General features: G+C 70.7%; 20 protein-coding genes. 16 read left to right on the top strand and 4 right to left on the bottom strand.

Translation table 11 applies throughout. The features are described 5' to 3' along the window. Nucleotides 1-73: 73 nt before the first annotated feature. Nucleotides 74-1,447, bottom strand: coding sequence for an acyltransferase family protein (locus ACQP0P_RS30060; RefSeq protein WP_433382179.1), 1,374 nt, complete (start codon nucleotides 1,445-1,447; stop codon nucleotides 74-76). A 191-nt stretch (nucleotides 1,448-1,638) separates the two neighbouring features. Here ACQP0P_RS30060 and ACQP0P_RS30055 point away from each other — a divergent pair, with 191 nt between their 5' ends. From ACQP0P_RS30055 to rbsK, 11 genes are all read left to right on the top strand, one after another. Continuing rightward, entirely contained in the window at nucleotides 1,639-2,889 is a 1,251-nt protein-coding gene (locus ACQP0P_RS30055; protein ID WP_433360788.1) for a sensor histidine kinase, read from the top strand. Then, entirely contained in the window at nucleotides 2,880-3,527 is a 648-nt protein-coding gene (locus ACQP0P_RS30050; protein WP_355548456.1) for a response regulator transcription factor, read from the top strand. The genes ACQP0P_RS30055 and ACQP0P_RS30050 overlap by 10 nt, the downstream gene beginning before the upstream one ends. A 394-nt stretch (nucleotides 3,528-3,921) precedes the next feature. Then, nucleotides 3,922-4,935: a LacI family DNA-binding transcriptional regulator gene (locus ACQP0P_RS30045; protein WP_433360785.1), complete on the top strand. Its 1,014-nt coding sequence runs from the start codon at nucleotides 3,922-3,924 to the stop codon at nucleotides 4,933-4,935. Continuing rightward, nucleotides 4,932-5,843, top strand: coding sequence for a carbohydrate ABC transporter permease (locus ACQP0P_RS30040; RefSeq protein ID WP_433360782.1), 912 nt, complete (start codon nucleotides 4,932-4,934; stop codon nucleotides 5,841-5,843). Before ACQP0P_RS30045 ends, ACQP0P_RS30040 begins: the two co-directional genes overlap by 4 nt. 1 nt (nucleotide 5,844) lies before the next feature. Then, nucleotides 5,845-6,663 (top strand): carbohydrate ABC transporter permease, encoded by an 819-nt coding sequence (locus tag ACQP0P_RS30035; RefSeq protein WP_433360779.1) that lies wholly within the window; start codon nucleotides 5,845-5,847, stop codon nucleotides 6,661-6,663. Nucleotides 6,664-6,689: 26 nt separating this feature from the next. After that, nucleotides 6,690-7,985 (top strand): ABC transporter substrate-binding protein, encoded by a 1,296-nt coding sequence (locus tag ACQP0P_RS30030; RefSeq protein ID WP_433360776.1) that lies wholly within the window; start codon nucleotides 6,690-6,692, stop codon nucleotides 7,983-7,985. Next, complete coding sequence (locus tag ACQP0P_RS30025) at nucleotides 7,982-8,944, top strand: ADP-ribosylglycohydrolase family protein (RefSeq protein WP_433360773.1); 963 nt, start codon at nucleotides 7,982-7,984, stop codon at nucleotides 8,942-8,944. The genes ACQP0P_RS30030 and ACQP0P_RS30025 overlap by 4 nt, the downstream gene beginning before the upstream one ends. Before the next feature lie 4 nt (nucleotides 8,945-8,948). Next, complete coding sequence (locus ACQP0P_RS30020; RefSeq protein ID WP_433360770.1) at nucleotides 8,949-9,914, top strand: ADP-ribosylglycohydrolase family protein; 966 nt, start codon at nucleotides 8,949-8,951, stop codon at nucleotides 9,912-9,914. Beyond that, the gene (locus ACQP0P_RS30015) at nucleotides 9,911-11,071 is read left to right on the top strand and encodes an ADP-ribosylglycohydrolase family protein (RefSeq protein ID WP_433360767.1); all 1,161 of its coding nucleotides are present in this window, start codon (nucleotides 9,911-9,913) and stop codon (nucleotides 11,069-11,071) included. The genes ACQP0P_RS30020 and ACQP0P_RS30015 overlap by 4 nt, the downstream gene beginning before the upstream one ends. Continuing rightward, nucleotides 11,068-12,444 (top strand): ADP-ribosylglycohydrolase family protein, encoded by a 1,377-nt coding sequence (locus ACQP0P_RS30010; RefSeq protein ID WP_433360764.1) that lies wholly within the window; start codon nucleotides 11,068-11,070, stop codon nucleotides 12,442-12,444. Before ACQP0P_RS30015 ends, ACQP0P_RS30010 begins: the two co-directional genes overlap by 4 nt. After that, on the top strand, nucleotides 12,441-13,337 hold the full coding sequence (rbsK, locus tag ACQP0P_RS30005) for a ribokinase (RefSeq protein WP_433360761.1): 897 nt from the start codon (nucleotides 12,441-12,443) through the stop codon (nucleotides 13,335-13,337). The genes ACQP0P_RS30010 and rbsK overlap by 4 nt, the downstream gene beginning before the upstream one ends. Before the next feature lie 79 nt (nucleotides 13,338-13,416). Here rbsK and ACQP0P_RS30000 read toward each other — a convergent pair whose 3' ends face one another. Next, entirely contained in the window at nucleotides 13,417-13,818 is a 402-nt protein-coding gene (locus ACQP0P_RS30000) for a GlcG/HbpS family heme-binding protein (protein WP_433360758.1), read from the bottom strand. 268 nt (nucleotides 13,819-14,086) lie between these two features. Here ACQP0P_RS30000 and ACQP0P_RS29995 point away from each other — a divergent pair, with 268 nt between their 5' ends. Both ACQP0P_RS29995 and ACQP0P_RS29990 read left to right on the top strand, forming a co-directional pair. Beyond that, a complete protein-coding gene (locus tag ACQP0P_RS29995) occupies nucleotides 14,087-14,956 on the top strand; it encodes a class I SAM-dependent DNA methyltransferase (RefSeq protein ID WP_433360755.1) in 870 nt (289 codons plus the stop codon). A gap of 36 nt (nucleotides 14,957-14,992) precedes the next feature. After that, the gene (locus ACQP0P_RS29990; RefSeq protein WP_433360752.1) at nucleotides 14,993-15,994 is read left to right on the top strand and encodes a phosphotransferase enzyme family protein; all 1,002 of its coding nucleotides are present in this window, start codon (nucleotides 14,993-14,995) and stop codon (nucleotides 15,992-15,994) included. A gap of 294 nt (nucleotides 15,995-16,288) precedes the next feature. On the opposite strand, the gene ACQP0P_RS29985 is transcribed toward ACQP0P_RS29990, so the two are convergent. Together ACQP0P_RS29985 and ACQP0P_RS29980 are read right to left on the bottom strand one after the other, a co-directional pair. Next, complete coding sequence (locus ACQP0P_RS29985; RefSeq protein WP_433360749.1) at nucleotides 16,289-18,082, bottom strand: tetratricopeptide repeat protein; 1,794 nt, start codon at nucleotides 18,080-18,082, stop codon at nucleotides 16,289-16,291. Nucleotides 18,083-18,536: 454 nt separating this feature from the next. After that, nucleotides 18,537-19,733 (bottom strand): RNA-guided endonuclease InsQ/TnpB family protein, encoded by a 1,197-nt coding sequence (locus tag ACQP0P_RS29980; RefSeq protein WP_433360746.1) that lies wholly within the window; start codon nucleotides 19,731-19,733, stop codon nucleotides 18,537-18,539. 167 nt (nucleotides 19,734-19,900) lie between these two features. Here ACQP0P_RS29980 and ACQP0P_RS29975 point away from each other — a divergent pair, with 167 nt between their 5' ends. The 3 genes from ACQP0P_RS29975 to ACQP0P_RS29965 all read left to right on the top strand — a co-directional run bounded on the left by ACQP0P_RS29975 (nucleotide 19,901) and on the right by ACQP0P_RS29965 (nucleotide 22,406). Further along, nucleotides 19,901-20,605, top strand: coding sequence for a class I SAM-dependent methyltransferase (locus tag ACQP0P_RS29975; protein ID WP_433360743.1), 705 nt, complete (start codon nucleotides 19,901-19,903; stop codon nucleotides 20,603-20,605). 12 nt (nucleotides 20,606-20,617) lie between these two features. Further along, nucleotides 20,618-21,550: a Ppx/GppA family phosphatase gene (locus tag ACQP0P_RS29970; protein ID WP_433360740.1), complete on the top strand. Its 933-nt coding sequence runs from the start codon at nucleotides 20,618-20,620 to the stop codon at nucleotides 21,548-21,550. A gap of 106 nt (nucleotides 21,551-21,656) precedes the next feature. Further along, on the top strand, nucleotides 21,657-22,406 hold the full coding sequence (locus tag ACQP0P_RS29965) for a DUF1206 domain-containing protein (RefSeq protein WP_433360737.1): 750 nt from the start codon (nucleotides 21,657-21,659) through the stop codon (nucleotides 22,404-22,406). The last annotated feature ends 7 nt before the right edge of the window (nucleotides 22,407-22,413 follow it).

The raw sequence follows: 22,413 nt of genomic DNA, 5'->3' as shown, positions 1-22,413 counted from the left end.
GGATGACATTACATTTCGCGTAAAGTGTGTAACATTATGTAGTTATGATCACTTTTTTTGGCATAAACAGCTACTAAAAGGACTTGGCGTCGGCTGGAGCGCCGGAGCCGTCAGACGTGTCGCGGGTGATCCGAGGCCGGACGCGGCCCGGGAACGCCCGTGAGGCGGGTGAGGTGCGAAAGGACGGGCCGGTGAGCGCCAGGCCCGCCACGATCGCGCCCGCCCCGAGCAGGGGAGCCGTCCCCGGGACGAAGCCGATCGCGGTGAGCGTGAGCAGCCCCAGCCCCACCAGCACGGTGGCCACGACGATCCTGGCCATCCCTCCGGTGTACGGCCTGCCCGAGGGGGGCGTCTCGAACCGTGCGAGACTCCGCAGCAGCGGCCACATCGCCAGGGTGAGCATGAGCAGCCAGTGCGGCCAGCCGGAGACCCAGGCCGAGGTGCCCGGCTCGGGGGTGGAGACTCCCAGACCCACCACGACCATCGAGACGATGACGAACAGCGCGCTCATGTGCCACAGATAGAGGGTCATCATCCGGCCGCCGGCCCAGCCGAGCGCCCTCGACACCCCGGGCCACTCCGCGAATGAGACGATCCAGCGGCGCAGCGCCAGCGCCAGCCCGATCTGGCCGACCCCGACCGAGAGCAGCGCGAGCGTGGGCGGTGCCATGTTGGAGACGGCGGCACCCGGCATCCCGATCATGCTGAGCGGGTAGGGGCCGAAGGTCACCAGCGCCGCGGCCAGACCGTACCCGGCCGGCGCCAGGATCCAGGGGCGGCCCAGCCGCCCGTCGGCGTACAGGAAGCCGAGCTGGTGCACCGCCAGCCAGATCAGCACGATGTTGGGGAGACCTGCCACCTCCAGGCCACTGGTGAAGCGCAGGAGATCCACCGCCACCGCCCCCGCCGCCAGCGCGGCCGGCACCCGCCAGCCGTACGCCGTGTTGAGCCTGAGCATCGGCGGGGTCAGCGCCACCGCGACAAGATAGATCACCAGGAACCAGAGAAGCTGCCCGGCCAGCCGCGAGGCGGTCATGACCGGCTGCTCCGGCATGCCGAGCGTCAGGAGCAGGTGGGGGAGGGGCAGCCAGACCGCCGCCAGTGGCACCACCGGCCAGGCCAGGCGGCGCAGGCGCGTCGCCAGCCAGGCGGGAGTGGCGTCACCGCGTTGTACGGCGGCGCGCCTGCTGATCGCGCCCGCCGCGCCCCCGGCGAAGAAGACCAGCGGCATCACCTGGCTGATCCACGTGATCATCCAGCCGTTCCCGGTGGCCAGCGCGTTGCCGGTGGTGATCCGGCCGTCGGCGAAGGAGAGCACCGGCATGCTCCAGTGCTGGAGCACCACCAGGGCCATGCCGAACACGCGGAGCACGTCGATGAACGGGTCGCGACCGGCGGGCGCCGGTGCCGTGCGGGCTGTCGGACGCGTTGCCGGGCTGGGGATCACGGCGGTCAAGGGGGTCTCGATTCTCGGAGAGGGCTGTGTGAAAAGCCTCCCGCCGGGACCGCCGCGGCGCAGTGACGTATGCATCAGTCTTCTCGCCGGATCCCCCCACCGCCGAAGGTAGTGCTGGCCCCACCCCGACAAGCAGGTGCGCAGGGTCGCCTGCGGTGGTCCGGCCTCATAGCGTTGGCGGCATGAGAACCCTCCTCGGCCGCATCGGCACCGACACCCGCTACCTGCTGGTGGGCTTTCCCCTCTCGGTCATCTGGTTCGTCCTCATGGTGGCCGGTTTCTCCGCGGGCGCGGGCACGGCCGTCGTGTTCGTGGGCCTGCCCATCCTCGCGGTGACCCTCCTGGTCGCCAGGGGATTCGCCGATGTCGAGCGGCGCTGGCTGCCCGAGGTGCTCGGCCGGTCCGTCGCCAGGCCGAGGTACCGGCCCGCCCCGCAGGACGCCGGATGGTTCCGCAGGATGGTCAACCCGCTCACCAACGGCCAGTCCTGGCTCGACATGCTCTACGGGGTCGTGGCCTTCCCGATCTCCATTGTCACCTTCGTGTTCGCGGTGACCTGGTGGGCCGGGACGATCCTCGGCCTCACCTATCCGCTCTACGGGTGGATCGTCTACGCCATCCCCGGCAACGACGGCGGGCTCGGCCTGCTCCTCGGCCTGGGCGGCGGTCTCTGGGTCGAGGTGGTGATCAACACCGTCATCGGCGTGCTGTTCGCGATCACTCTCTCGCCGGTCGTGCGGGGCGCCGCGCTCATCCAGGCCGGGCTCGGCAGGGCCATGCTGACCGGGGTGGCCGAGCTGCACGATCGCATCGACGACCTGGCCGAGGGGCGGGCCGCCGCGGTGTCGGCCGAGGCCAACGCGCTGCGCCGGCTGGAGCGTGACATCCATGACGGGCCGCAGCAGCGCCTGGTCTCCCTGGCCATGGACCTGTCACGGGCACAGCGCCAGCTCAGGCGCGACCCGGCGGGAGTCGAGCAGATGCTCGGCCAGGCCATCACCTCCACCCGCGAGACGCTGGACGAGCTGCGTGCCCTCTCGCGCGGCATCGCCCCGCCGATCCTCAGCGACCGCGGCCTGACCCCCGCGCTCGCCGCGCTCGCCGGGCGCTGCACCGTCCCCGTCGAGCTGGACGTCCAGGTGGAGGGACGATTCCCCGCCGCCGTGGAGAACAGCGTCTACTTCGTCGTCGCGGAGTCCCTCACCAACATCGCCAAGCACAGCCACGCCACGATCTGCACCGTGACGCTGACCAGGACGGGTGACTTCCTGATGCTGACAATCGGGGATGATGGGGTTGGCGGCGCACATGTCGCCAAGGGGCATGGCCTGTCCGGTCTCGGTGACCGCCTGAAGGCGGTCGACGGCGAGCTGGTGGTCGATTCACCCGTCGGCGGGCCGACGGTCATAGTGGCGGAGGTTCCGTGCGGGTAGTCGTGGCCGATGACGCGGTGCTCATCAGGGAGGGCCTGATCAGGCTCCTGGAGGAGTTCGGCTGCCAGGTGGTCGCCGCGGTGGGGGACGGTGACCGGCTGGTGGCCGCCGTCGCCGAGCACAGGCCCGACGTCTCGGTGGTGGACGTGCGGATGCCGCCCGGCTTCACGGACGAGGGGCTGCGGGCGGCGGTGGAGGCGCGCCGGAGGGTGCCGGGCGCGCCGGTGCTGATCCTGTCCCAGTACGTGGAGGTCTCCTATGCCGACGACCTGCTCGCCGACGCCAGGGGCGCGGTGGGATACCTGCTCAAGGACCGCGTCGTGGATGTGGACGACTTCATGGCGGGCCTGCGCACCGTCGCGTCCGGTGGTACGGTCTTCGACCCCCAGGTGGTGGCACAGCTGATGGTGCGGCGCCGTCGTGACGACCCCCTCGCCCAGCTCACCCCGCGCGAGCGCGAGGTGCTCGGCCTGATGGCCGAGGGCAGATCCAACCCCGCCATCGGCCGTCAGCTGGTGATCAGCGACGGGGCCGTGGAGAAGCACATCCGCAGCATCTTCGCCAAGCTCGGCCTGTACGCCGAGGACGGCGACCAGCACCGCCGCGTCCTCGCGGTCCTGGCCTACCTGCGCTCCTGACCTCGGCGGTCGCGCCGGTCCCGCCCGGCGTACCTCGGCGTCGGACCGGTCACGTCGGACGCCCGCTCGACAGGCTCCGGACACGCGACCGGACCCGGCTCGTGACCGTCGCCTACGACTTGGGCCCGGCCACCTGCCATCGGTTCCGGATATCCGTTGGCGACGAGCTACGCCACCGGCACTTCCGGGGACGTCCGGGAGCGTCGGGACGTATCTGCCGACCAGGTGGTGCCGCCCCCTGCCCGCCGGCTGGAACGCCGCCTACCGCGCGTGCTGTTACTTGATCGTGACTTGACGCCCTCTGTTGCGTGCGAGTTACATTCCCCTGATCCCGTAAACGTTTTCAGTACGTCATCAAGATCACCGTAATCGTTTACAGAAAGGCGTGGTCTCTGTGAGCGACGGGCCGACGATCACTACGATCGCGGAGCGGGCGGGCGTCTCGATCGCCTCGGTCTCCCGCGTCCTCAACGGTTTGCCGACCCGTGAGAACACCGTGCGCCGGGTGCTCAGCGCGGCTGAGGAACTGGGGTACGTCCCCAACTCGGTGGCCCGGTCGCTGAAATCACGCCGGACCAACCAGGTGGCTTTCGCGATGGCGGACATCGGCAACCCGGTCTACCTGGCGATGGTCCGTGAGATCCAGCCGGTGCTGAAGGCCGCCGGATACCGTCTCGTGCTGCACTCCACGGACGCGGACGTCGCCGACGAGATCGATGTGCTCCGCAGCCTCGGCGAGCGCTACGTGGACGGGCTGATCATGATCCCGCTCAGAGTGAGCGAGGCGCATCTGAAGGCCGTCGAGGCGGCCCGCGCCCCCGTCGTCATCATCGGCTCGGTGCCGGACGGCACGCGGGTGGACAACATCCGCACCGACTCCCGCACCGGTGTACGGCTGGCGCTGGACCACCTCCACTCCCTGGGACGCCGCCGGATCGGGTTCGTCAACGGCCCGCTGGACACGGTCCCCGGTTCGGCCCGGTCCACGGCCTACGCCGAGGCACTCACCGCCCTCGGCCTGCCGTACGACGAGAACCTGGTGGAGATCGGTGACTTCTACCGCGCCGAGGGCGCGGCCGCGGTGAGCCGGCTGCTGGCCAGGGCCCCCGACCTGGACGCGATCATGTGCGCCAACGATCTGATCGCGCTCGGCGCCCTGGACGTCCTGCGCCGGACCGGCCGCGGGGTGCCCGAGGACGTGGCGGTGGCCGGCATGGACGACATCGACATGGCCGCGACCGCCTGGCCCGCCCTGACCAGCGTCTCCCTCGGTTCGGCCGAGCGGGGCAGGGCGGCGGCGGAACTGCTGCTGGACCGGCTGGGCAACGGCGAACGGGAGCCCAGAGTGGTCACCGTGCCGCCCCGCCTGGTGGTCAGGGCCTCGACCGTAGGAGAGGAGACGCCGTGACCCTCACCGCCGACCGGCCGGTCAGGACGGCGAGCCCGAGGAAACCCCGGAAGGGCGGGCTGCAGGGGCGTGAGGCGCTGCTGCTGATGCTGCCCGCGCTGGTGCCCGTGCTGGTGTTCAGCGTGGGGCCGCTGCTCTACGGGATCTTCCTGGCGTTCACCGACGCGCGCTCCGGGCGCAACTCGGTCACCTCGTTCGTCGGGCTGTCGAACTTCGGGGACCTGCTCTCCGACGGGGACTTCTGGGCGTCGTTCCGGATCGGGATGATCTGGGCGGTCTCGGTGACGGTGCTGCAGTTCCTGGCTTCGCTGGGGCTGGCCCTGCTGCTCAACCAGGATCTGCGCTTCCGGGGGTTCGCCCGGGTACTGGCGATGGTGCCGTGGGCGATGCCGCCCGTGGTCATCGGGCTGATGTGGCGGCTGGTCTACCACCCGGACGCCGGAATCCTCAACGGCATGCTGGGCACCGAGATCGACTGGCTCAACGACTTCTCCGTCGCGCTGCCCGCGGTGATCGTCGTCGGGATCTGGACCGGTATGCCACAGACCACGGTAGTACTGCTGGCCGGGCTGCAGGGCGTTCCCAAGGAGCTGTACGAGGCCGTCGAGGTGGACGGCGCGGGTGTCTGGCGGAAGTTCTGGAGCATCACCCTGCCCCAGCTCCGCCCGGTCATCGTGGCCATCACCTCGCTCGACTTCGTCTGGAACATCAACCAGTTCGGGCTGATCTACGTTCTCACCCAGGGTGGCCCCGGCGGGCAGACACGCCTGCCCATGCTCTTCGCCTACGAGGAGGCCTTCCGCTACGGCTTCTTCGGCTACGCGGCCACCCTGGGGGTGGCGATCGTGATCGTCGTGCTGGCCGTGCTCGGCGTCTATCTCTGGCGGCAGATGCGGGAGGCAAGCTGACATGGGCAGGTCACTGCGTTATCTGGCCCTGGCCGGTTACCTCGTCTTTCTTGCGTTCCCCCTGGTCTGGCTGCTGTCCACGGCGTTGAAGACGCCGCAGGAGCTGGCGAGCCTGCACCCGACGTGGATCCCGCGCTCACCGACACCGGCCAACTTCACCGACGCCTTCGGCGAGCAGGACCTGGTCGGCAGCGGCGTGCGCAGCCTCGTCGTCGCGGTGGCCAGCGCGGTGCTCACCGTGGTCCTGGCGCTGCCCGCCGCCTACGCGCTGGCCCGCCACCGCTCGCTGGTCAACCGGATCGCGATCGGATGGGTGCTGGTCAGCCAGGTCTTCCCGTTCATCCTGATCATCATCCCGCTGTTCATGGTCCTGCGCGGACTGGACCTGGTGAACACGTTGCCGGGGCTGACCGTCGTGCACGTCACCTTCACGCTGCCGTTCGCGCTGTGGATGCTCCAGGGCTACGTGCGTGCCGTACCGCGTGAGCTGGAGGACGCCGCCGCGACGGACGGGGCCGGGCGGGTGCGCTCGCTGGTGAGTGTCGTCGCCCCGCTGCTGGCCCCGGGAGTGGTCGCGACCCTGCTGTTCGCGTTCATCTCCTCCTGGAACGAGTTCCTGTTCGCTCTGATTGTTCTCAAGGACCCGGATGTGGCGACCCTGCCGCTGACGCTGGTGAAGTTCACCGGCGCCGAGGGCGTCGTGCGGCTCGGGCCGTTGGCGGCCGCCTCACTCCTGGCGACGATCCCGAGCCTGGTGTTCTTCGCATTCATCCAGCGACGGCTGAAGTCCGGCCTGATGGCCGGGGCCGTCAAGGGATAGCCCCACCCCCCGATAGGAGAAGTCATATGCGCATGAGGGTCGTGCTGGCCGCAGGCCTCCTCGTTCTGGCCGCCGGATGCGGTTCGGAATCGCCCGCGGCCGCCCCCGACGAGCCGGTGACGATCAAATTCCAGAGCCTCGCCTGGCAGAAGGAGTCGATCGCCGCGAACAAGGAGCTGGTCGCCGAGTGGAACAAGGCCAACCCCAAGATCCAGGTCGAGTACATCCAGGGAAGCTGGGACAACGTCAACGACCAGCTCGTCACCTCCTTCGAGGCCGGTGACCCGCCGGACGTCATTCATGACGACTCCCCGGCCCTGTCCGGATTCGCCAGCCGCGGCTACCTGATGGACATCAAGGACAAGGTCCCGGCCGAGCTGAAGAGCGACATCCCGCAGCCCGCCTGGGACACCGTCACCTTCGGCGACGGCAAGGGTGGCCAGGGCGTGTACGGTGTGCCGTTCCTGCAGGAGTCGCAGGTCACCATCGCCAACAAGAAGCTGCTCGAGGCGGCGGACGTGCGGATCCCGACCCCGGACAGCCCGTGGACGTGGGACGAGTTCGCCGAGATCTCCAAGAAGCTCACCAAGGGCGACACCTACGGCGTCGCCTGGCCGATGAAGTCGCCGGTCAACAAGGTGCTCAACCTCGCCCTGAACTTCGGCGGCACCTTCTTCCAGACCGACGCCGACGGCAAGACGACTGTCAAGGTCGGAGCCGAGGAGCGCGAGGTGCTCCAGCGCATCCATGACCAGCTCTACAAGGACAAGTCCGCCGACCCGTCCGCGCTCGGCATGGGCTCGGCCGATCCGTTGCCCGGTTTCTACGCCGGTAAGTACGCGATGCTGCCCGCCGGCGTCTACCTGCGCCAGCAGGTCGTGGAGCAGGCGCCGGACGGTTTCGAATGGATCACCCTCCCGCCGCTGAAGGGCGTCGGCTCCGAGCAGGGAGCCGTCTCGCAGACGCTGTCGGTCGCCGCGGACAGCAAATATCCCGAGCAGTCGCTGAAGTTCATCTCCTTCTTCCTCAACGGTGCCAACCAGGTCAGGCTCGCCAAGGGCGACTGGCTGCTGCCGACCTCCGTCAAGGCCGCGGGCGACCCCGCCATGACGGTCGAGGAGAACGGCTGGAACGTGGCGACCGCATCGGCCAAGAACCTCGTGGTGGCGCCGTTCCTGAAGGTCAACGGCTTCGACGAGTGGAAGAGCAAGGTCGCCACGCCGACGCTGCAGCAGTACTTCGCCAACAAGATCACCATTGACGAGGTGGCGAAGAAGCTGGTCGACGAGGGCAACAAGGTGCTGGAGCGATACACCCAGTGACCTTGACACATCGGGGGCGCGCCCGGGGATGTCTGCTCGGCCTCGCGGCCGGCGACGCCCTCGGGCGCCCGGCGGAGAACCTCTCGCCCGAACAGATCGCCGCCCGCTGGGGGAGGCTGACCGAGATCGACGGCGGTGGCACCGACGACACCGAGTACACCATCTTCGCGGCCTCCCTGCTCATCCGGCACGGGCACGCGCTGACCTCTCAGGACGTCGTCCAGGCCTATCGCCAGGAGATCATCCCGCTGATCGACGGGCCGATGAAGGGTGCGGGCTTCTCCGAGCTCGGCGCCATCCAGGCACTACGGCAGGGACTCCGGCCACCGCTGACCGGCCAGTGGCACCGCCACGGCTGGTCGGACGGCCTGGCCATGCGCGCCGCACCGTACGGGATCTTCGCTGCGGGTGATCCCGGCGAGGCCGCCCGTCTGGTGGAGGTCGACGGCAGCGTGAGCAACGCGGGGGAGGGCATCCTCGGCGGACGCGCGGTCGCCGGGGCGGTGGCCGCCGCGATGGCGGGCGCCTCCCCGGACGAGGCGGTCGCGGCCGGCCTCGGCGTGATCCCCGAGGACTCGTGGACCGCCCGCAGCGTCAATCGTGCCCGCAAGGCCCTCGGCCCCGGATCCGGCGACGTCGCCGGGCGGCTGCACGAGGCGGTCGTGGTCCGGCACTACCCGTGGACGGACCTGGCTCCCGAAGCGGTCGCCCTCGCCTTCGCCGCCTACCTGCTGGGCGGGGGAGAGGTCGAGGAGTCCGTGGTGATCGCGGCGAATCTGGGACGGGACGCCGACACCACCGCGGCCATCGCCGGCGCCCTCGCCGGGGCGGGACGCGGCGAGGCGGCGGTGCCGGAGCGTTGGGCACGGCAGATCGGCCCGGTCGAGGGGCGCTGCCTGCCGGTGACCGCGGGACGGCACGTGCTCGACGTGGCCGATCAGCTCCTGGAAGGGACGTAGGGCGATGATGTCGGGGGACAGGATCCTGGGGGCGTTCGCCGGTCTGGCGATGGGCGACGCGGCGGGATGGCCGTCGTCACGGCACCGGGCGGGGGTGCACGCACCGTGGAGCAGACGTCTCCACCGCGAGCTCGACGCCTTCGCCGAGGAGCATCGGGTGACCACTCTGCCGGTGCCGTTCGCGCTCAACCAGCCGGTCGCGCCGCTGATGATGGGGCCGTCCGACGACGCCGAATGGCTCGCCTGGACCGTGCTCACCATCGACGAGGACCGCGTGGCGGCGTTCGCCGGCCTGACCGGCAGGGACGACGTCAGGGCGCGGATCTCGGTGCGGACCGCGCTGGACAACCTCGCGCGTGGTCTCGGCCCTCCCGCCAGCGGGCACGACAACCCGCACTTCTTCGACGACGCCGCAGCCGTGCGGGCGGTCGCCTTCGGGGCCGCCGGGCTGGACCCCACGGCCGACGCCCAGGTCACCAACGCCGGTGACGGCGTGCTCGGAGCCGTCGCGATGGCCCGGGCGATCGGCGTCCTGGTGGACGGCGGTCCGATGGGCGACGCCGTGCGGGCCGCGTTGGAGGCGCTTCCCGACGACACCGTCATCGGCCGCGCGACCCGCACCGCGCTCGCGGTCGCGCGCGAGGCGGGCGATCCGTTCGCGGCGGTGCCCGCGCTGGACGCGGCGCTGTTCGACCACGTCTACAGCTACGGGGTGGCCGCCGCCGAGACGCTTCCGGTGGCTCTCGCGCTGGCGGAGGTCTCCGGCGGCTCGATACGCACCGCCGTGCCGGCCGCCGCCTGCCTGGCCGCCGCGGCGGACTCCGCGCCCGCGCTGACCGGCGCGCTGACCGGCGCGTTCACCGGCCACGACGGGCTGCCGCGGGGGTGGAGCACCACCCTGACGGGCTGCTGCCTACCCGAACTGGCGGGAATCGATCTACTGGACATCGCGAGGGGATGGATCGGATGAGTACAGCGGGCAGGGGCACGCTTGAGGACAGGGCCGTGGGATGCGTGGCGGGTGCCGCGGTCGGCGACGCCCTCGGCGGTGCCACCGAGGGCTGGACGCCCGAACAGATCCACGAGCGTTACGGCGGGTACGTCGAGGGCCTGGTCCCGCCGTACTTCGAGGACTGGCGGAACGCCCGCCCCATCGCGCCCTACCACAAGGGTGACGGCCACATCACCGACGACACCCTGATGACCCACGCGCTGATCCGGGTCTACGAGCGGGTCGGGGGCCACCTGGACGCCTACGCGGCGGCCGAGCACCTGGTACCGGAGATGATGGGGGAGAAGCGCTGGATTCCGGAGCTGGAGGCCGAGGCACTGCCGCTGCAGCGGGTCTTCCTGGCGGAGAAGTGGCTGGTGCTGCGGCTGCACTACGGCCATGTGGACCCGCGTGAGGCAGGCGTCGGCAACATCGTCAACTGCGGTGCCGCGATGTACATGGCGCCGGTCGGCGTGGTGAACGCCGCCGACCCCGACGCCGCCTACGCCGAGGCGATCGAGCTTGCCGGCGCCCACCAGTCCAGCTACGGCCGGGAGGCGGCCGGGGTGCTCGCCGCCGCGGTGGCCGAGGCCATGCGCCCGGGCGCGACGCCTGACTCGGTGGTCGCGGCCTGCCTGCGGTTGGCACGGGACGGTACCAAGGCGGCCATCGACGCGGTGTGCTCGGCGGCCCGCGGCCTCGGCCACTGGGACGGCTCCTTCAAGACGCTGCGCGCCGCCATGAAGCCCTACGACACGGTTGCCGACACCTACCGTGACCAGGGTCTCGGCGCCCGCCGCCCGAGCCGCCTGCACAGCATCGAGGAACTCCCACTCGCCCTGGCCTTCCTGCTGATCGCCAAGGGCGACTACCGCGACACCGTCCTCGGCGGCGTCAACTACGGTCGCGACGCCGATTCCATCGCCTCCATGGGCGGCGCCGTCGCCGGAGCCCTCGGCGGGCGCGAGGCCGTCCCGGCCGACTGGGTGGAGCAGATCTCCATCGCCAGCCGCACCGACCTCCTCACCCCCGGCCTGAGTCTGGCCCGCGTCGCCCGCCGTATCCACGGCGCGGACCTGGAACGCCGCCGCGCCCACGAGTCCGCCTTCGCCGCTCTCGCCGGGGACGCCGGATGATCAGGCTGACCTGGGTGCAGCCGGAGGACCTGGTCGGCCACGAGCTGCGCCAGGCCGCCGAGGACGGCCGCGAGGTGACGGAGATCGCCGCGCGCTGGCACGCCGCGGGAGGACACGACGCCCCGCCCCGGGCGGGAGCCTCGCCAGAGGCTCCGCCGGCGCGGCTGCGCCGCCTGGCCGAGGACCTGCTCGACGAGCTCGCCGCGATCCCGTCCCCGCTCGCCGAGCCCGCCACTCTGGCCGAGATCGTCACAGCCTGCCCGAGGTGGCCGTCACAAAGGGGCACGGCCACCTCGGGCACACAGGTCATGGACCGGATGCTCGGCGGGTGGGTCGGCCGGGCGGCGGGTTGCGTGCTGGGCAAGCCGGTGGAGAAGATCCCCCGGGAGGGGATCAGGGCGATCGCCGAGGCGACAGGGAACTGGCCGATCCGGGGATGGTTCACCGCCAGGGGACTTCCCGCCGAGATCGGCCGGCGCTGGCCGTGGAACCGCCGCAGCGCCGTCAACAGCCTCGCCGAGAACATCGACGGCGTCCCAGAGGACGACGACCTCAACTTCGCGCTGCTCGCCCTGGTCCTGCTGGAGCGGTACGGCCGAGGGTTCGGCACCGACGACGTCGGGCGGCTCTGGCTGGACGAGCTGCCCGGCGGCCGGGTCTTCACCGCCGAGCGCGCCGCCTACCGCAACCTGCTGGCCGGCCTGGAACCGCCCACCCCCCACGACCCGGGAGCTCTCTCCACGGCGACTTTCCGTAACCCGTTCCGGGAGTGGATCGGTGCGCTGATCAGGGCCGACGTCTACGGCTGGGCCAACCCCGGTGATCCGGCCACGGCCGCGGAGTTCGCCTGGCGCGACGCGCGGCTCAGCCATACCGCCAACGGGATCTACGGTTCCATGTTCGTGGCGGCGATGTGCGCCACGGCGCTGACGGCCTCCTCCGCCGAGGAGGTGGTCGCCGCCGGACTCGCAGTGATCCCGCCGGACTCCCGCCTGGCCGCCGCCGTACGGCAGGCCGCCGAGGACGCGCGCCGGGAACCGGACTTCGAACGGGTCGTCGACCGGCTCCACGCACGCCACGGGGAACTGCACTGGGTCCACACGATCAACAACGCCGCACTGATCACGGCGGCACTGGTCCACGGCCAGGGTGACTTCACCGCCTCGATCGCCGGCGCTGTGGCGGGTGGCTGGGACACCGACTCGGCGGGGGCGACCGTGGGCTCGATCGTCGGCGCGTTACGCGGCGCGTCGGGAATCCCGGAGGGGTGGTCGTTGAAGAATCGGCTGTCCAGTAGCATCAGCGGGTTCGACGGCATCGGCCTGGACGAGTTGGCCCGCCGTACGCTGGCCTTGGGGGCGGAGGAATCATGATCTCGGTGTTCGGCAGCGTCAACATGGACCTGGTGGCCTATGTCGACGTCGCACCCGCGCTCGGCGAGACCGTGGCCGGTCGCGCCTTCAGCACGGTTCCCGGCGGTAAGGGCGCCAACCAGGCCATCGCCGCCGCGCGGGCGGGTGCCAAGGTGGCCTTCCTTGGGGCCGTGGGTGACGACGACTTCGGGACCGAGATGCGCAGGACGCTCGCCGAGGCGGGCGTCGACGTGACGAACCTGCGCACGGCCCCCGGCCCCTCGGGCATCGCCCAGATCGTGGTGGACGGCGGCGGCGGCAACTCGATCATCGTGGTTCCCGGTGCCAACGGGACCGTGACCGCCCCCACCGAGGCCGAGATCGAGGTCATCTCCCGCTCCGACATGCTCCTGCTGCAGCTGGAGCTCCCCATCGAGGCGGTCACCGCCGCCGCCAGGGCCGCCCGCGCCGCCGGGACCACGGTGGTCCTCACCCCCGCACCCGTCCAGCCCTTGCCCGCTGAGCTGCTGGAGGCGGTGGACATCCTGGTGGCCAACGAGCACGAGGCCGTCGCGATCACCGGTCAGGCCGACCACGAGCGCGCCCTGGAGGAGCTGAGGGGTACGGTCGGCTGGGTGATCATCACCCTGGGGGCGCGCGGCGCGCTCACTTCCTCCGGCGACGAGGCCGCCGTGTGGGTCGAGGCGCCCAGGGTGAACGCGGTGGACACCACGGCCGCGGGCGACACCTTCGTGGGCGCCCTCGCCGTGGCCCATGTCGAGGGGCGGCCCGCCGACCGGGCCGTCCGCTTCGCCACCGCGGCGGCGGGCCTGTCCGTCCAGCGCGCGGGTGCCAGTAGCTCGATGCCCACCCGCGCCGAGATCGACCGGAGCCTTTCCACGGCCGGTGCCTGACATCCGGCGGGGATTTCCCGGTCGACCTCGGGGGCGGGAGCACTAGCCGCTGATCAGGGAGGTCTCCGAATATATCCCGCTATGACCCTTCCCAGAGGGCGGCGGCGGCCTCGGCGCAGGCCACGTCCTGGCCGATGGTGCCGCCGCTGACGCCGACCGCGCCCACCACCCCGCGGCCGTTGCCGGGCGCCCCGAGCGGGATGCCGCCGCCGAAGCACACGTACCGGTCGCCGGCCAGGCCGTGAAGTTCGCCTCCCGGCAGGACCAGCGGCGCGAGGTCGGCGGTCGGCATGTGGTGGGCCACCGCGGTGTGGGCCTTGCCGGGGGCGAGGACGGGGCCGGAGATCCGCGCGCCGTCCATCCGCTGGAACGCCACCAGATGCCCGCCCGCGTCGACCACCGCGACCGAGATGAGCGCCCCCTCCCGCACGGCCTGCCGCACCGCGGCCTCACACATGCGCAGCGCGAGTTCCAGGTTCACCGGGCTCCTCACCGTTTCGAAGACCGCCGGCTCCGACTGCCGGGTGTGCGGGCGTCGCCGGTCGGGCGATCCGAGGTGTCATAACGATCCGACGCTTGCCCGAGGCTTTCGGAGGACCGGCGCGGGCCGGGACTGTCGCCCGGTGAGACGGGAGAGACCGCCAGGCGACATTCCGACGACGCTTACCAAGAGTGACCTTCATCTTACTTCAGGCTACGATCTTGTCACCGGTGGGATATCGAGGTGTCGTCCAGACGTGGGGAGAGACATGCACGGTCACAACCGCGCGCGCATCGTTCACCGGCTCAGGTACGCCCTTGGCCATCCGGGAAGAGTCCCCCGGCACCTGCGACGGGTGACCAGGAACACGTGGCTGCGCCTGAGCACCCGCGACCACGTCGCCTACTACCGGGCCGTCATGAGGTCCGAGACCGCGCGCAGTCCTCGCGGGGCCGTGGGCAGTAGGTCCTACCGGCGCTGGGTCGCCCTGGGGAAGGCGCAGTTCGACTATCTGGTGCGGCACGGTCTGAAACCCGAGCACCGCATGCTGGAGATCGGCTGCGGCAACCTGCGGGCCGGGCGCCTGTTCATCGGCTACCTCGACACCGGAAACTACTACGGTCTCGACATCTCCCCGGAGATCCTGATCGCCGCCCAGGAGACCCTGGTCACCTACGACCTGCGCGACAAACTCCCCCATCTTCTGCCGGTCGCCGACCTGCGTTTCGCCGCGTTGCCCGGCGGGGCGTTCGACGTCGTCCACGCCCACGGCGTCTTCTCCCACTCCCCGCCGCACGTGATCGAGGAGTGCCTGCGGAACGTCGGACGGATCGTGAGGCCGGGGGGCTGGTTCGACTTCACCTTCGAGCGCACCGAGGGCAGGGAGCACCAGGTCCTGGGCGAGACCTTCTACTACCGGACCGAGACCCTGCTCGACCTGGCCGCCGGATGCGGCCTCCAGGCGACCCTCATGGATGACTGGGAGCGCCTTCCGCAGCGGGAGTCCAAGATCCGCATCAGGTTTCCCGGTCCCGGGCCTTCGACGGGGCACGCCGTACGTGACCAGGACCGGGGAGAAGCGGACCGCCGGAGCGACCTGGACCGCGCAGCCGGGCGGGCGATGTCGGATCTCGGATAGGATCTGGCGCCCTGTGCGACTGAGCTGGAGGAACCGATGCGGGCCCACGACCTGTCCGCCGGGGGCGGCGTGCTGGCCCGTGCGCATGACGTGGCACGTGCGGCGGCGCGGATCCACGGCCTGCCCGACGCCGAGGTCACGCTGATCAACGTGTCGGAGAACGCCACCTACCGGGTGGAGGACCCGGCCACGGGGAGGCGCTCCATCCTGCGGGTGCACCGCCTCGGCTACCACTCCATCCCGGCGATCCTGTCCGAGCTGGCCTGGCTGGAGGCGCTCCGCGAGCAGGAGGGGATCCGCACCCCCCGGGTGCTCCAGGCTCCCGGCGGTTCCCGGGTGCTGACCGTCCCCGGCGCGGAGCCCCGAGAGTGCGTCATGTTCGAGTTGCTGCCCGGTTCCGAGCCGTCCCTGGAGAACCCGGTGCCCGGCTTCGAGCGGCTCGGCGCGCTCACGGCGCGGATGCACCGGCACGCGCGCCGCTGGTCACGGCCCGAGTGGTTCACCCGCTTCCACTGGGACTACGAGGCGGCCCTCGGCGCCGGGTCGCGGTGGGGCCGCTGGCAGGACGGCCTGGGCATGGGGGCCGAGGCGCGGACCGTGCTGGGGCGGCTGGACAAGGAACTGCGTGAGCGGCTCCACCGCTTCGGCCGGGGGCCGGAGCGCTACGGCCTGATCCACGCCGACCTGCGTTCCGCGAACCTGCTCGTGGCGGGTGAGGGGCCGCCCAGCGTCATCGACTTCGACGACTGCGGTTTCGGCTGGCACCTCTACGACCTGGCCGCGGCGGTCAGCTTCATCGAGCACCTCCCCGAGGTTCCCGAGCTGGTCGACGCGTGGGTGCGGGGTTACCGGACCGTCCTGGACCTTCCGGCCGAGGACGAGGCGGAGATCTGGACGTTCGTCATGTTCCGCCGCCTGCTGCTGGTCGCCTGGATCGGTACCCATATCGGCGCGGACATCGCCGCCGAGCTGGGCTCCGGTTACACCGAGGGCACCTGCGAGCTGGCCGAGCGCTATCTCGGCGGCTCGCTCCGCTGACCCGGTCCGCCCCGTGGTACCCGCGGCGTTCCCGGCGGGGCCGTTCGGCAAAGTGGCGCGCTGTGATCGCGCATCGGGAAATCATCCCTACCCACCCCCGGGGCGCGACGGGTCCGTGACGGCGAATACGCGCCGGTGTCCGCATCACCGTGCGGGTAACGCGTAATCCGATAATGAGATTTTCGCGATGGGGATTCCGTCTTCCCGGCCGCTGTTTTCCGACCCACTCCGCCGAATCCGGGGTGTTTTCCGGCCGCCTTCGTCTCCGTGGCCGCGGGCGGCGGTCCGGTGGGGTCAGGATTTCAGCTCGCGCCTGATGTCCTCGTCGTCCGGCGCCAGTTCCAGTGCCCGGGTGAGGTCGGCGACCGCCTCCGTCTCCCGCCCGGCGGCGCGCAGCGCCATCGCCCGGTTGAACAGCAGTGCGGGGTCCGCTCCGGGGTCGAGGGCCCGGGTGAAGTCCGCGACGGCGCCCTCGGGGTCACCGGTCTCGAAGGCCAGCAGTCCTCGGTTCGCCCAGGCGGCCGCCAGCGAGGGGGCGAGCTCCAGCGCCCTGTCGAAGGCGGTACGCGCCCTGTCGTAGCGACCCTCCGCCGTCTCCACCTGGCCCAGCGCGCACAGCAGGTACGGGTTGGCCGGATCGATGGCGAGCCCGGTCTCCGCGTCCGCCCTGGCCTTGCCGTACTCACCGAGGGCGGCCAGCAGCCCGGCCCGGTTGGCCAGGCCGTCCACGAACTCCGGGTCCAGCTCCAGCGCGTGGTCCAGATCGCTGAGCGCACCCCGGTGGTCGCCCCTGGAGAAGCGGATCTCGGCCCGGTTGTAGTAAGGCTCGGGGAAGGGCGGGCCGACCCGCATGGCCGTCTCGTAGTCGTTGATCGCCGCGTCCATCCGGCCCAGCCGGTGCAGCAGGTTGCCCCGGTCGATGTAGTAGTCGGGGTAGACGGGGTCGGCTGCGATCACCGCGTCCAGATCCTCCAGCGCCTCCTCGGGGCGGCCCAGCATCACGGTGAGCTGCGCCCTGTTGGCCAGCAGCACCAGCCGGTGTATCGGGTGCTCGCCGGGACGCAGGTCGCGGTCGGCCAGGGCGACGGCCTCGGAGACCAGTTCCAGTGCCTTGGCGGGGCGGCCTCGCCGTACCTCCACCAGTGCCCGGCCGTTGAGGTCGAACCCCAGCTTGAACGCCCGCTCGCGCGGGTCGGGCAGCAGCGAGGAGATGGCGATCGCCTGGTTCACCAGCGCGAGCGCGGCATCCGGGTCGCGCCGGGCCTGGTCATGGTGGCGTACCTTCAGCATTCCGGTGGCGTAGGCGACCGAGGCGTGGACGGCGGGGGAGACGCTCTCCCGCCTGGCCAGGTCGAACAGGTCCTCGGACTCGTCCTCCCTGCCCAGCGCGGCCAGCGCGGTCGCGGTGCTGTGCAGGAGCCGCCACCAGGTCCCGGTGTCGCCTTCGGGATCGGCGAGGCGCAGGGCGCGCCTGCCGAGATCCACCACGGCGTCATGGCAGCCCGCGTCCAGACACCACTGCACCGCGAACAGGAACGCCTCCACCGCCTTCGAGGTGTCGCCGCCGCGCTCGCGGTGATAGGGGACCGCTCCAAGTCGCGCGCCGACCGTCCCCTCCCGCTCCAGCTCGTCGGCGAGGGCGCCGTGCTCCTCCTCGCTGAGCCGGTCCTCGACGGCGGTCCCCTGGCGGGTCACCACGGTCAGCGACTCCGCGGGGACGCGGCGCCGCAGTACCGTCAGGAGTTCGAGGTCGGTGGGGTCGGCCCGGTCGACGTTCTCGACGACCAGCGTCCGCGGGCCGGTTTCGGCCAGGTGCTCGCGGACGAACTCGGCCAGGCCGTTGGCCAGGCGCAGCGTGCGCCGCGGTGCGTGCACCAGGATCCGCTCCGCGCTGGGCAGGCTCGCGGCCACGGAGTGGCGCCGGTCGGGAACCAGGTCCTGCAGGTCGGGGGCCGCCGCGCGCAGCTCGATGTCGTAGCGGGCGACGAGCTCGGGCCGGGCCGCGGGCGCCAGGGCGGCGACGAGCGCGCCCCCCGCGGTGTAGGGTCCGCGCAGGTGCCGGTCAGCGTCCACCACGAGCGGCGGCACGGGAAGAGACGGGTTTTCTGGCGGTTGGGCTCCCCGACTCACCGGACTCCTCTAAGTCGATTTAGATGATATTCGATGATATATGGCTATGTCCTGCTGGGGGCCGGCGCCCACTGCTGGACGCCGGTGCTGTGATTCGTCTCAGCCGACATGCTTGGCGCTCGCGGTGCCACTGAGCGTGACGGTGCCAGGTTTGTGAACAATAACGCGCTTCATTACAGGCCTCTCTCGCGAATAAGAACAAATCGCAAGTATTCGCAATAATCGCCCATATTGACAAGATCTGTTTCTTATAGTGGCCGCATCCGGACAGCCCTATGGACAGGTGGCGTGTGGTGGTATCCACGAACACCTTCGCGGGTCCATGTTCGGTCTGGCCGCTGTGAGCGGCTCCCAGGGGGGATGAGACCCTGGTCCGGTGACTCCTCCGCTCCCCGAAGGGAACGGCTTCTCGCTAAGCCGCTCGCGCAGCTTCACGAAGGGCAAGCCCTGCCCTCAAGATGTTGATAGCCGCGTTCACGTCGGCGTGCGCGATGTGCCCGCATACCGTACAGGCGAACTCGGCCTGGGTGCGGCGGTTCTCTTTCGCGCAGTGCCCGCACCGCGAGCAGGTGCGGGAGGTGTGGGCGGGGTTCACCGCGATCAGCTCTCGACCGGCGCTTTCAGCCTTGTGCGACAGGATCGTCAGGAACACCCCCCACCCCGCGTCCAAGATGCCGCGGTTCAGGCCCGACTTCGCCGCACCGCCGTTGGGCAGATACCCGCCCTCGCCATCGGGCTTCGGGGCGGCGCGCCTGGTCATGTTCGTGACGCGCAGGTCCTCGCACACGATCACGTCATAGCCGACAACCAAGGCCAGTGCGGCTTTGTGCGCCCCGTCCAGGCGCCTGCGGCGCACCTGAGCATGCAGTGCGGCGACGCGGGCCACGGCTTTGCGGCGACGCGTCGAGCCGCGCTTCTTTCGGGCCAGGTCCCGCTGTGCCCTGGCGAGCCGGTCGGCGGAGACGGCCAGGTGACGGGGGTTGTCGAGGGGGTCGCCGTCGCTGGTGGTGACCAGCGACGCCACCCCCAGGTCGATGCCCACCGCCTTGCCGGTCACGGGCAACGGCTCGGCGGGCACGTCGTCACACGACAGGATCACATACCAGCGCGAACCCTCCCGCTTGACACTGATCGTCTTCACTGTGCCGCGTACCGGCCGGTGCCGGTGCACCCGGACGTGGCCGACGCCCTGGAGACGGACGTAGGTGGCGCTGGGGTGTTCGGGCTGGGAGTCCCAGCGGCAGCCGTCGCCGTCCCTGGGCCACTCGATGGTGTCGAACCGGTCCTTGCCCTTGAAGCGGGGGAAGCCCGGGGTGCGGCCGGCCTTGACGCGGGCGAAGAACGCTTGAAACGCCTTGTCCAGGCGGCGCAGGGTGGCCTGCTGGGAGGAGAACGACCAGCGGCCCTGCCCGTCGGTGTCCTCGGCGCGGATGTACTTCAACTCCGCCGACTGCTCACCGTAGCGAACACTCACCCCTGCCTTGGCGTAGGCGGTGCGGCGGTGCTCCAGTGCGGCGTTGTACAGGGTGCGGTGATCGTCCAAACAGGTGGTCAACGCGATCGCATGCCTGACGGTGGGACGCAACAGGAACTTGTAGGACCTGCGCATCACACCACCGCCCTCACTGGAACTCCTGTTCCCACCGTATCGAATTTGGAAAAGAGGCGACGCGGAATGCGCAGACCTGACAGGTCACCACACGCTCGGGCCTGGGTGGCTCTCCCGCTCCCGATTCCCCCGTCGCCTGAAGGCAACGATCCCCTCGGGAGAGTCTGATGGAACAGAGAAGTCGCTGGGCGGACATCGCGGGAGATGACGCCGGGGAGCGGTATGCGGCGAGGTTCGCCAGACTGGCCGAGTCGGGGGCGGACACGCACGGTGAGGCACGGTTGTGCGCGGGGCTGCTACCGCCGGGCGCGCGGGTGCTGGACGCCGGGTGCGGCACCGGGCGGGTGGCGATCCGGCTGGCGGAGCTGGGATACGACTGCGTGGGCGTCGACCTCGACGCGTCCATGCTGGAGGTCGCCCGGCGGACCGCGCCGGAGCTGCCCTGGATCCTGGCCGACCTCAGCGACCTTGGTGATCTCGGTGACCTTGGTGATCTCGGCGGCTCCGCGGAGTTCGCGGACCGGGCCGTGTCCGGCGAGCGGCGTGGGCAGGGCGAGCGCTTCGATATGGTCGTCGCCGCGGGCAACGTCATCCCCCTGCTGGCCCCCGGGACCGAGGCGCGGACCGTCGCCGGACTCGCGGCACTGCTGCGTCCCGGCGGGCTGCTGGTGAGCGGGTTCGGGCTGGACGCCGCGCATCTCCCGCTCACCTCCGCCACGGTCACCCTGGCCGACTACGACGCCTGGTGCCGGGCCTCGGGGCTCGCCCCGCTGCGGCGCCTGGCGACATGGGACGGCGCACCCTACGACGGTGGTGGATACGCGGTGAGTGTTCACGTACGAACCCCCGGCGGGCGAGGCTTCGAGGGGTAGTAGCTTCATCCCATGCGACTGGGCGTTCTCGACATCGGTTCCAACACGGTCCACCTGCTGGTGATGGACGCGCATCGGGGGGCCCGGCCGCTGCCAGCGTACTCCCACAAGGAGGAGTTGAGGCTCGCCGAGCACATGGACGAGGGCAACCGCCTGTCGGCACAGGGCGCGACGCGGTTGCGGGAGTTCGTCGAGGAGGCGCTGCGGATCGCCGAGGACAAGGGGGTCGAGGACCTCATGGCCTTCGCGACCTCCGCGATCAGGGAGTCGGTGAACGGTGAGGAGGTCCTCGCCGGGATCAAGGCCGACACGCAGGTCGACATCGAGGTGCTGTCCGGCCAGGACGAGGCGAGGCTGACGTTCCTGGCGGTGCGCCGCTGGTTCGGGTGGTCCTCCGGGCGGCTGCTGGTGCTGGACATCGGCGGCGGGTCGCTGGAGATCGCCTCGGGGATCGACGAGCAGCCCGACGTGGCGGTGTCGCTGCCGCTGGGGGCCGGCCGTCTCACCCGCGACCGCTTCACCGCCGACCCGCCGTCGGCCGACGAGGTGCGGACACTGCGCAGGTATGTGCGGGCCGAGATCGCCCGCGTGGTGGGCAAGGTGTCGCGGTACGGCCAGGCCGATCACGCGGTGGCGACGTCCAAGACCTTCAGGCAGCTCGCGAGGATCGCCGGCGCGGCGCCCTCGCACGAGGGGGTGAACGTACGCCGGGTGCTCGGGCACGCGGACCTGGTCGGGTGGACCGACCGGCTGGCCAGGATGAGCACGGGGGAGAGGGCCGGGCTGCCCGGGGTGTCGGAGGGGCGGGCGCCGCAACTGCCCGCCGGAGCCATCGTCGCCGACGCCACCATGGACCTGTTCGGAGTGGCCCAGCTGGAGGTGTGCCCGTGGGCGTTGCGCGAGGGGGTCATCCTGCGCAGGCTGGACGCCATGCCCGAGCAGTAAGGTTTATCCGGCCGTCCGCGGGTTAGCGCGGATAGTCATGAACAGCCCTCAGACTCAGGTGGCAGGTGCCGCTCACAGAGCGGCCAACAGTCAGACGCTGGACAGGTTGGCACGGGTCGGTATGGCCTGCAGGGGAGTCCTCTACGGGCTGATTGGTTTTCTTGCCCTGCAGATCGCCTTCGGCGGTGGAAGCGGCGGCAAGGAGGCCGACAAGACCGGGGCCATTGAGACGGTGGCCGAGCAGCCGTTCGGCATGGCGCTGCTCTGGCTCATGGTCGTCGGTTTCACGGCCCTGGTCCTCTGGCAGCTGTCGGAGGCCGTCATCGGCCGGGGGCAGACCAAGGACCGGGTGGAGTCGGCGGCGCGCACGGTGGTCTACGGGCTGATCGTGACCACGCTGCTCGGTGTCGTGCTGCGCGGAGACCCGGGAAGCTCAACGGACAGTCAGTCCAAGGACCTCACGGCCACGCTGATGGAGCTGCCCGCCGGGCAGTTCATCGTGGGCCTGGTCGGTCTGGGCGTTATCGCCCTGGGGGCCTACTGGATCCACAAGGGCTGGAAGAAGAGGTTCCTCCAGGACCTGCGCACCGGCGAGATGCCTCCGAAGGCGCGTGACCTCGCCGAGAAACTCGGCATGGCCGGCTACCTCGCCCGCGGTGTGATCGCCGCGGTCGCCGGTGTCTTCGTCATCCAGGCCGCGATCACCTACGACCCCGACAAGGCCAAGGGCATCGACTCGACGCTGCGCTCGCTGGCCGACACCCCGGCCGGTCCGTGGTTGCTCGGGGTCGTCGCGATCGGCCTGCTGCTGTTCGCGGTCTACTGTTTCTTCGAGGCCCGCTGGCACCGGATGTGACGGGTGA

It is taken from the genome of Streptosporangium sp. CA-115845, from assembly GCF_050943795.1.
Taxonomy (GTDB): domain Bacteria; phylum Actinomycetota; class Actinomycetes; order Streptosporangiales; family Streptosporangiaceae; genus Streptosporangium.
This window is presented reverse-complemented; position numbering and strand designations above follow the sequence as displayed.

Excerpts from the sequence above, each read along its gene's own strand:
- ACQP0P_RS30055 (WP_433360788.1), top strand. The coding sequence starts at position 1,639 with ATGAGAACCCTCCTCGGCCGCATCGGCACCGACACCCGCTACCTGCTG.
- ACQP0P_RS30035 (WP_433360779.1), top strand. The coding sequence starts at position 5,845 with ATGGGCAGGTCACTGCGTTATCTGGCCCTGGCCGGTTACCTCGTCTTT.
- ACQP0P_RS30030 (WP_433360776.1), top strand. The coding sequence starts at position 6,690 with ATGCGCATGAGGGTCGTGCTGGCCGCAGGCCTCCTCGTTCTGGCCGCC.
- ACQP0P_RS30020 (WP_433360770.1), top strand. The coding sequence starts at position 8,949 with ATGATGTCGGGGGACAGGATCCTGGGGGCGTTCGCCGGTCTGGCGATG.
- ACQP0P_RS30015 (WP_433360767.1), top strand. The coding sequence starts at position 9,911 with ATGAGTACAGCGGGCAGGGGCACGCTTGAGGACAGGGCCGTGGGATGC.
- ACQP0P_RS30010 (WP_433360764.1), top strand. The coding sequence starts at position 11,068 with ATGATCAGGCTGACCTGGGTGCAGCCGGAGGACCTGGTCGGCCACGAG.
- rbsK (WP_433360761.1), top strand. The coding sequence starts at position 12,441 with ATGATCTCGGTGTTCGGCAGCGTCAACATGGACCTGGTGGCCTATGTC.
- ACQP0P_RS29995 (WP_433360755.1), top strand. The coding sequence starts at position 14,087 with ATGCACGGTCACAACCGCGCGCGCATCGTTCACCGGCTCAGGTACGCC.
- ACQP0P_RS29990 (WP_433360752.1), top strand. The coding sequence starts at position 14,993 with ATGCGGGCCCACGACCTGTCCGCCGGGGGCGGCGTGCTGGCCCGTGCG.
- ACQP0P_RS29980 (WP_433360746.1), bottom strand. The coding sequence starts at position 19,733 with ATGCGCAGGTCCTACAAGTTCCTGTTGCGTCCCACCGTCAGGCATGCG.
- ACQP0P_RS29975 (WP_433360743.1), top strand. The coding sequence starts at position 19,901 with ATGGAACAGAGAAGTCGCTGGGCGGACATCGCGGGAGATGACGCCGGG.
- ACQP0P_RS29970 (WP_433360740.1), top strand. The coding sequence starts at position 20,618 with ATGCGACTGGGCGTTCTCGACATCGGTTCCAACACGGTCCACCTGCTG.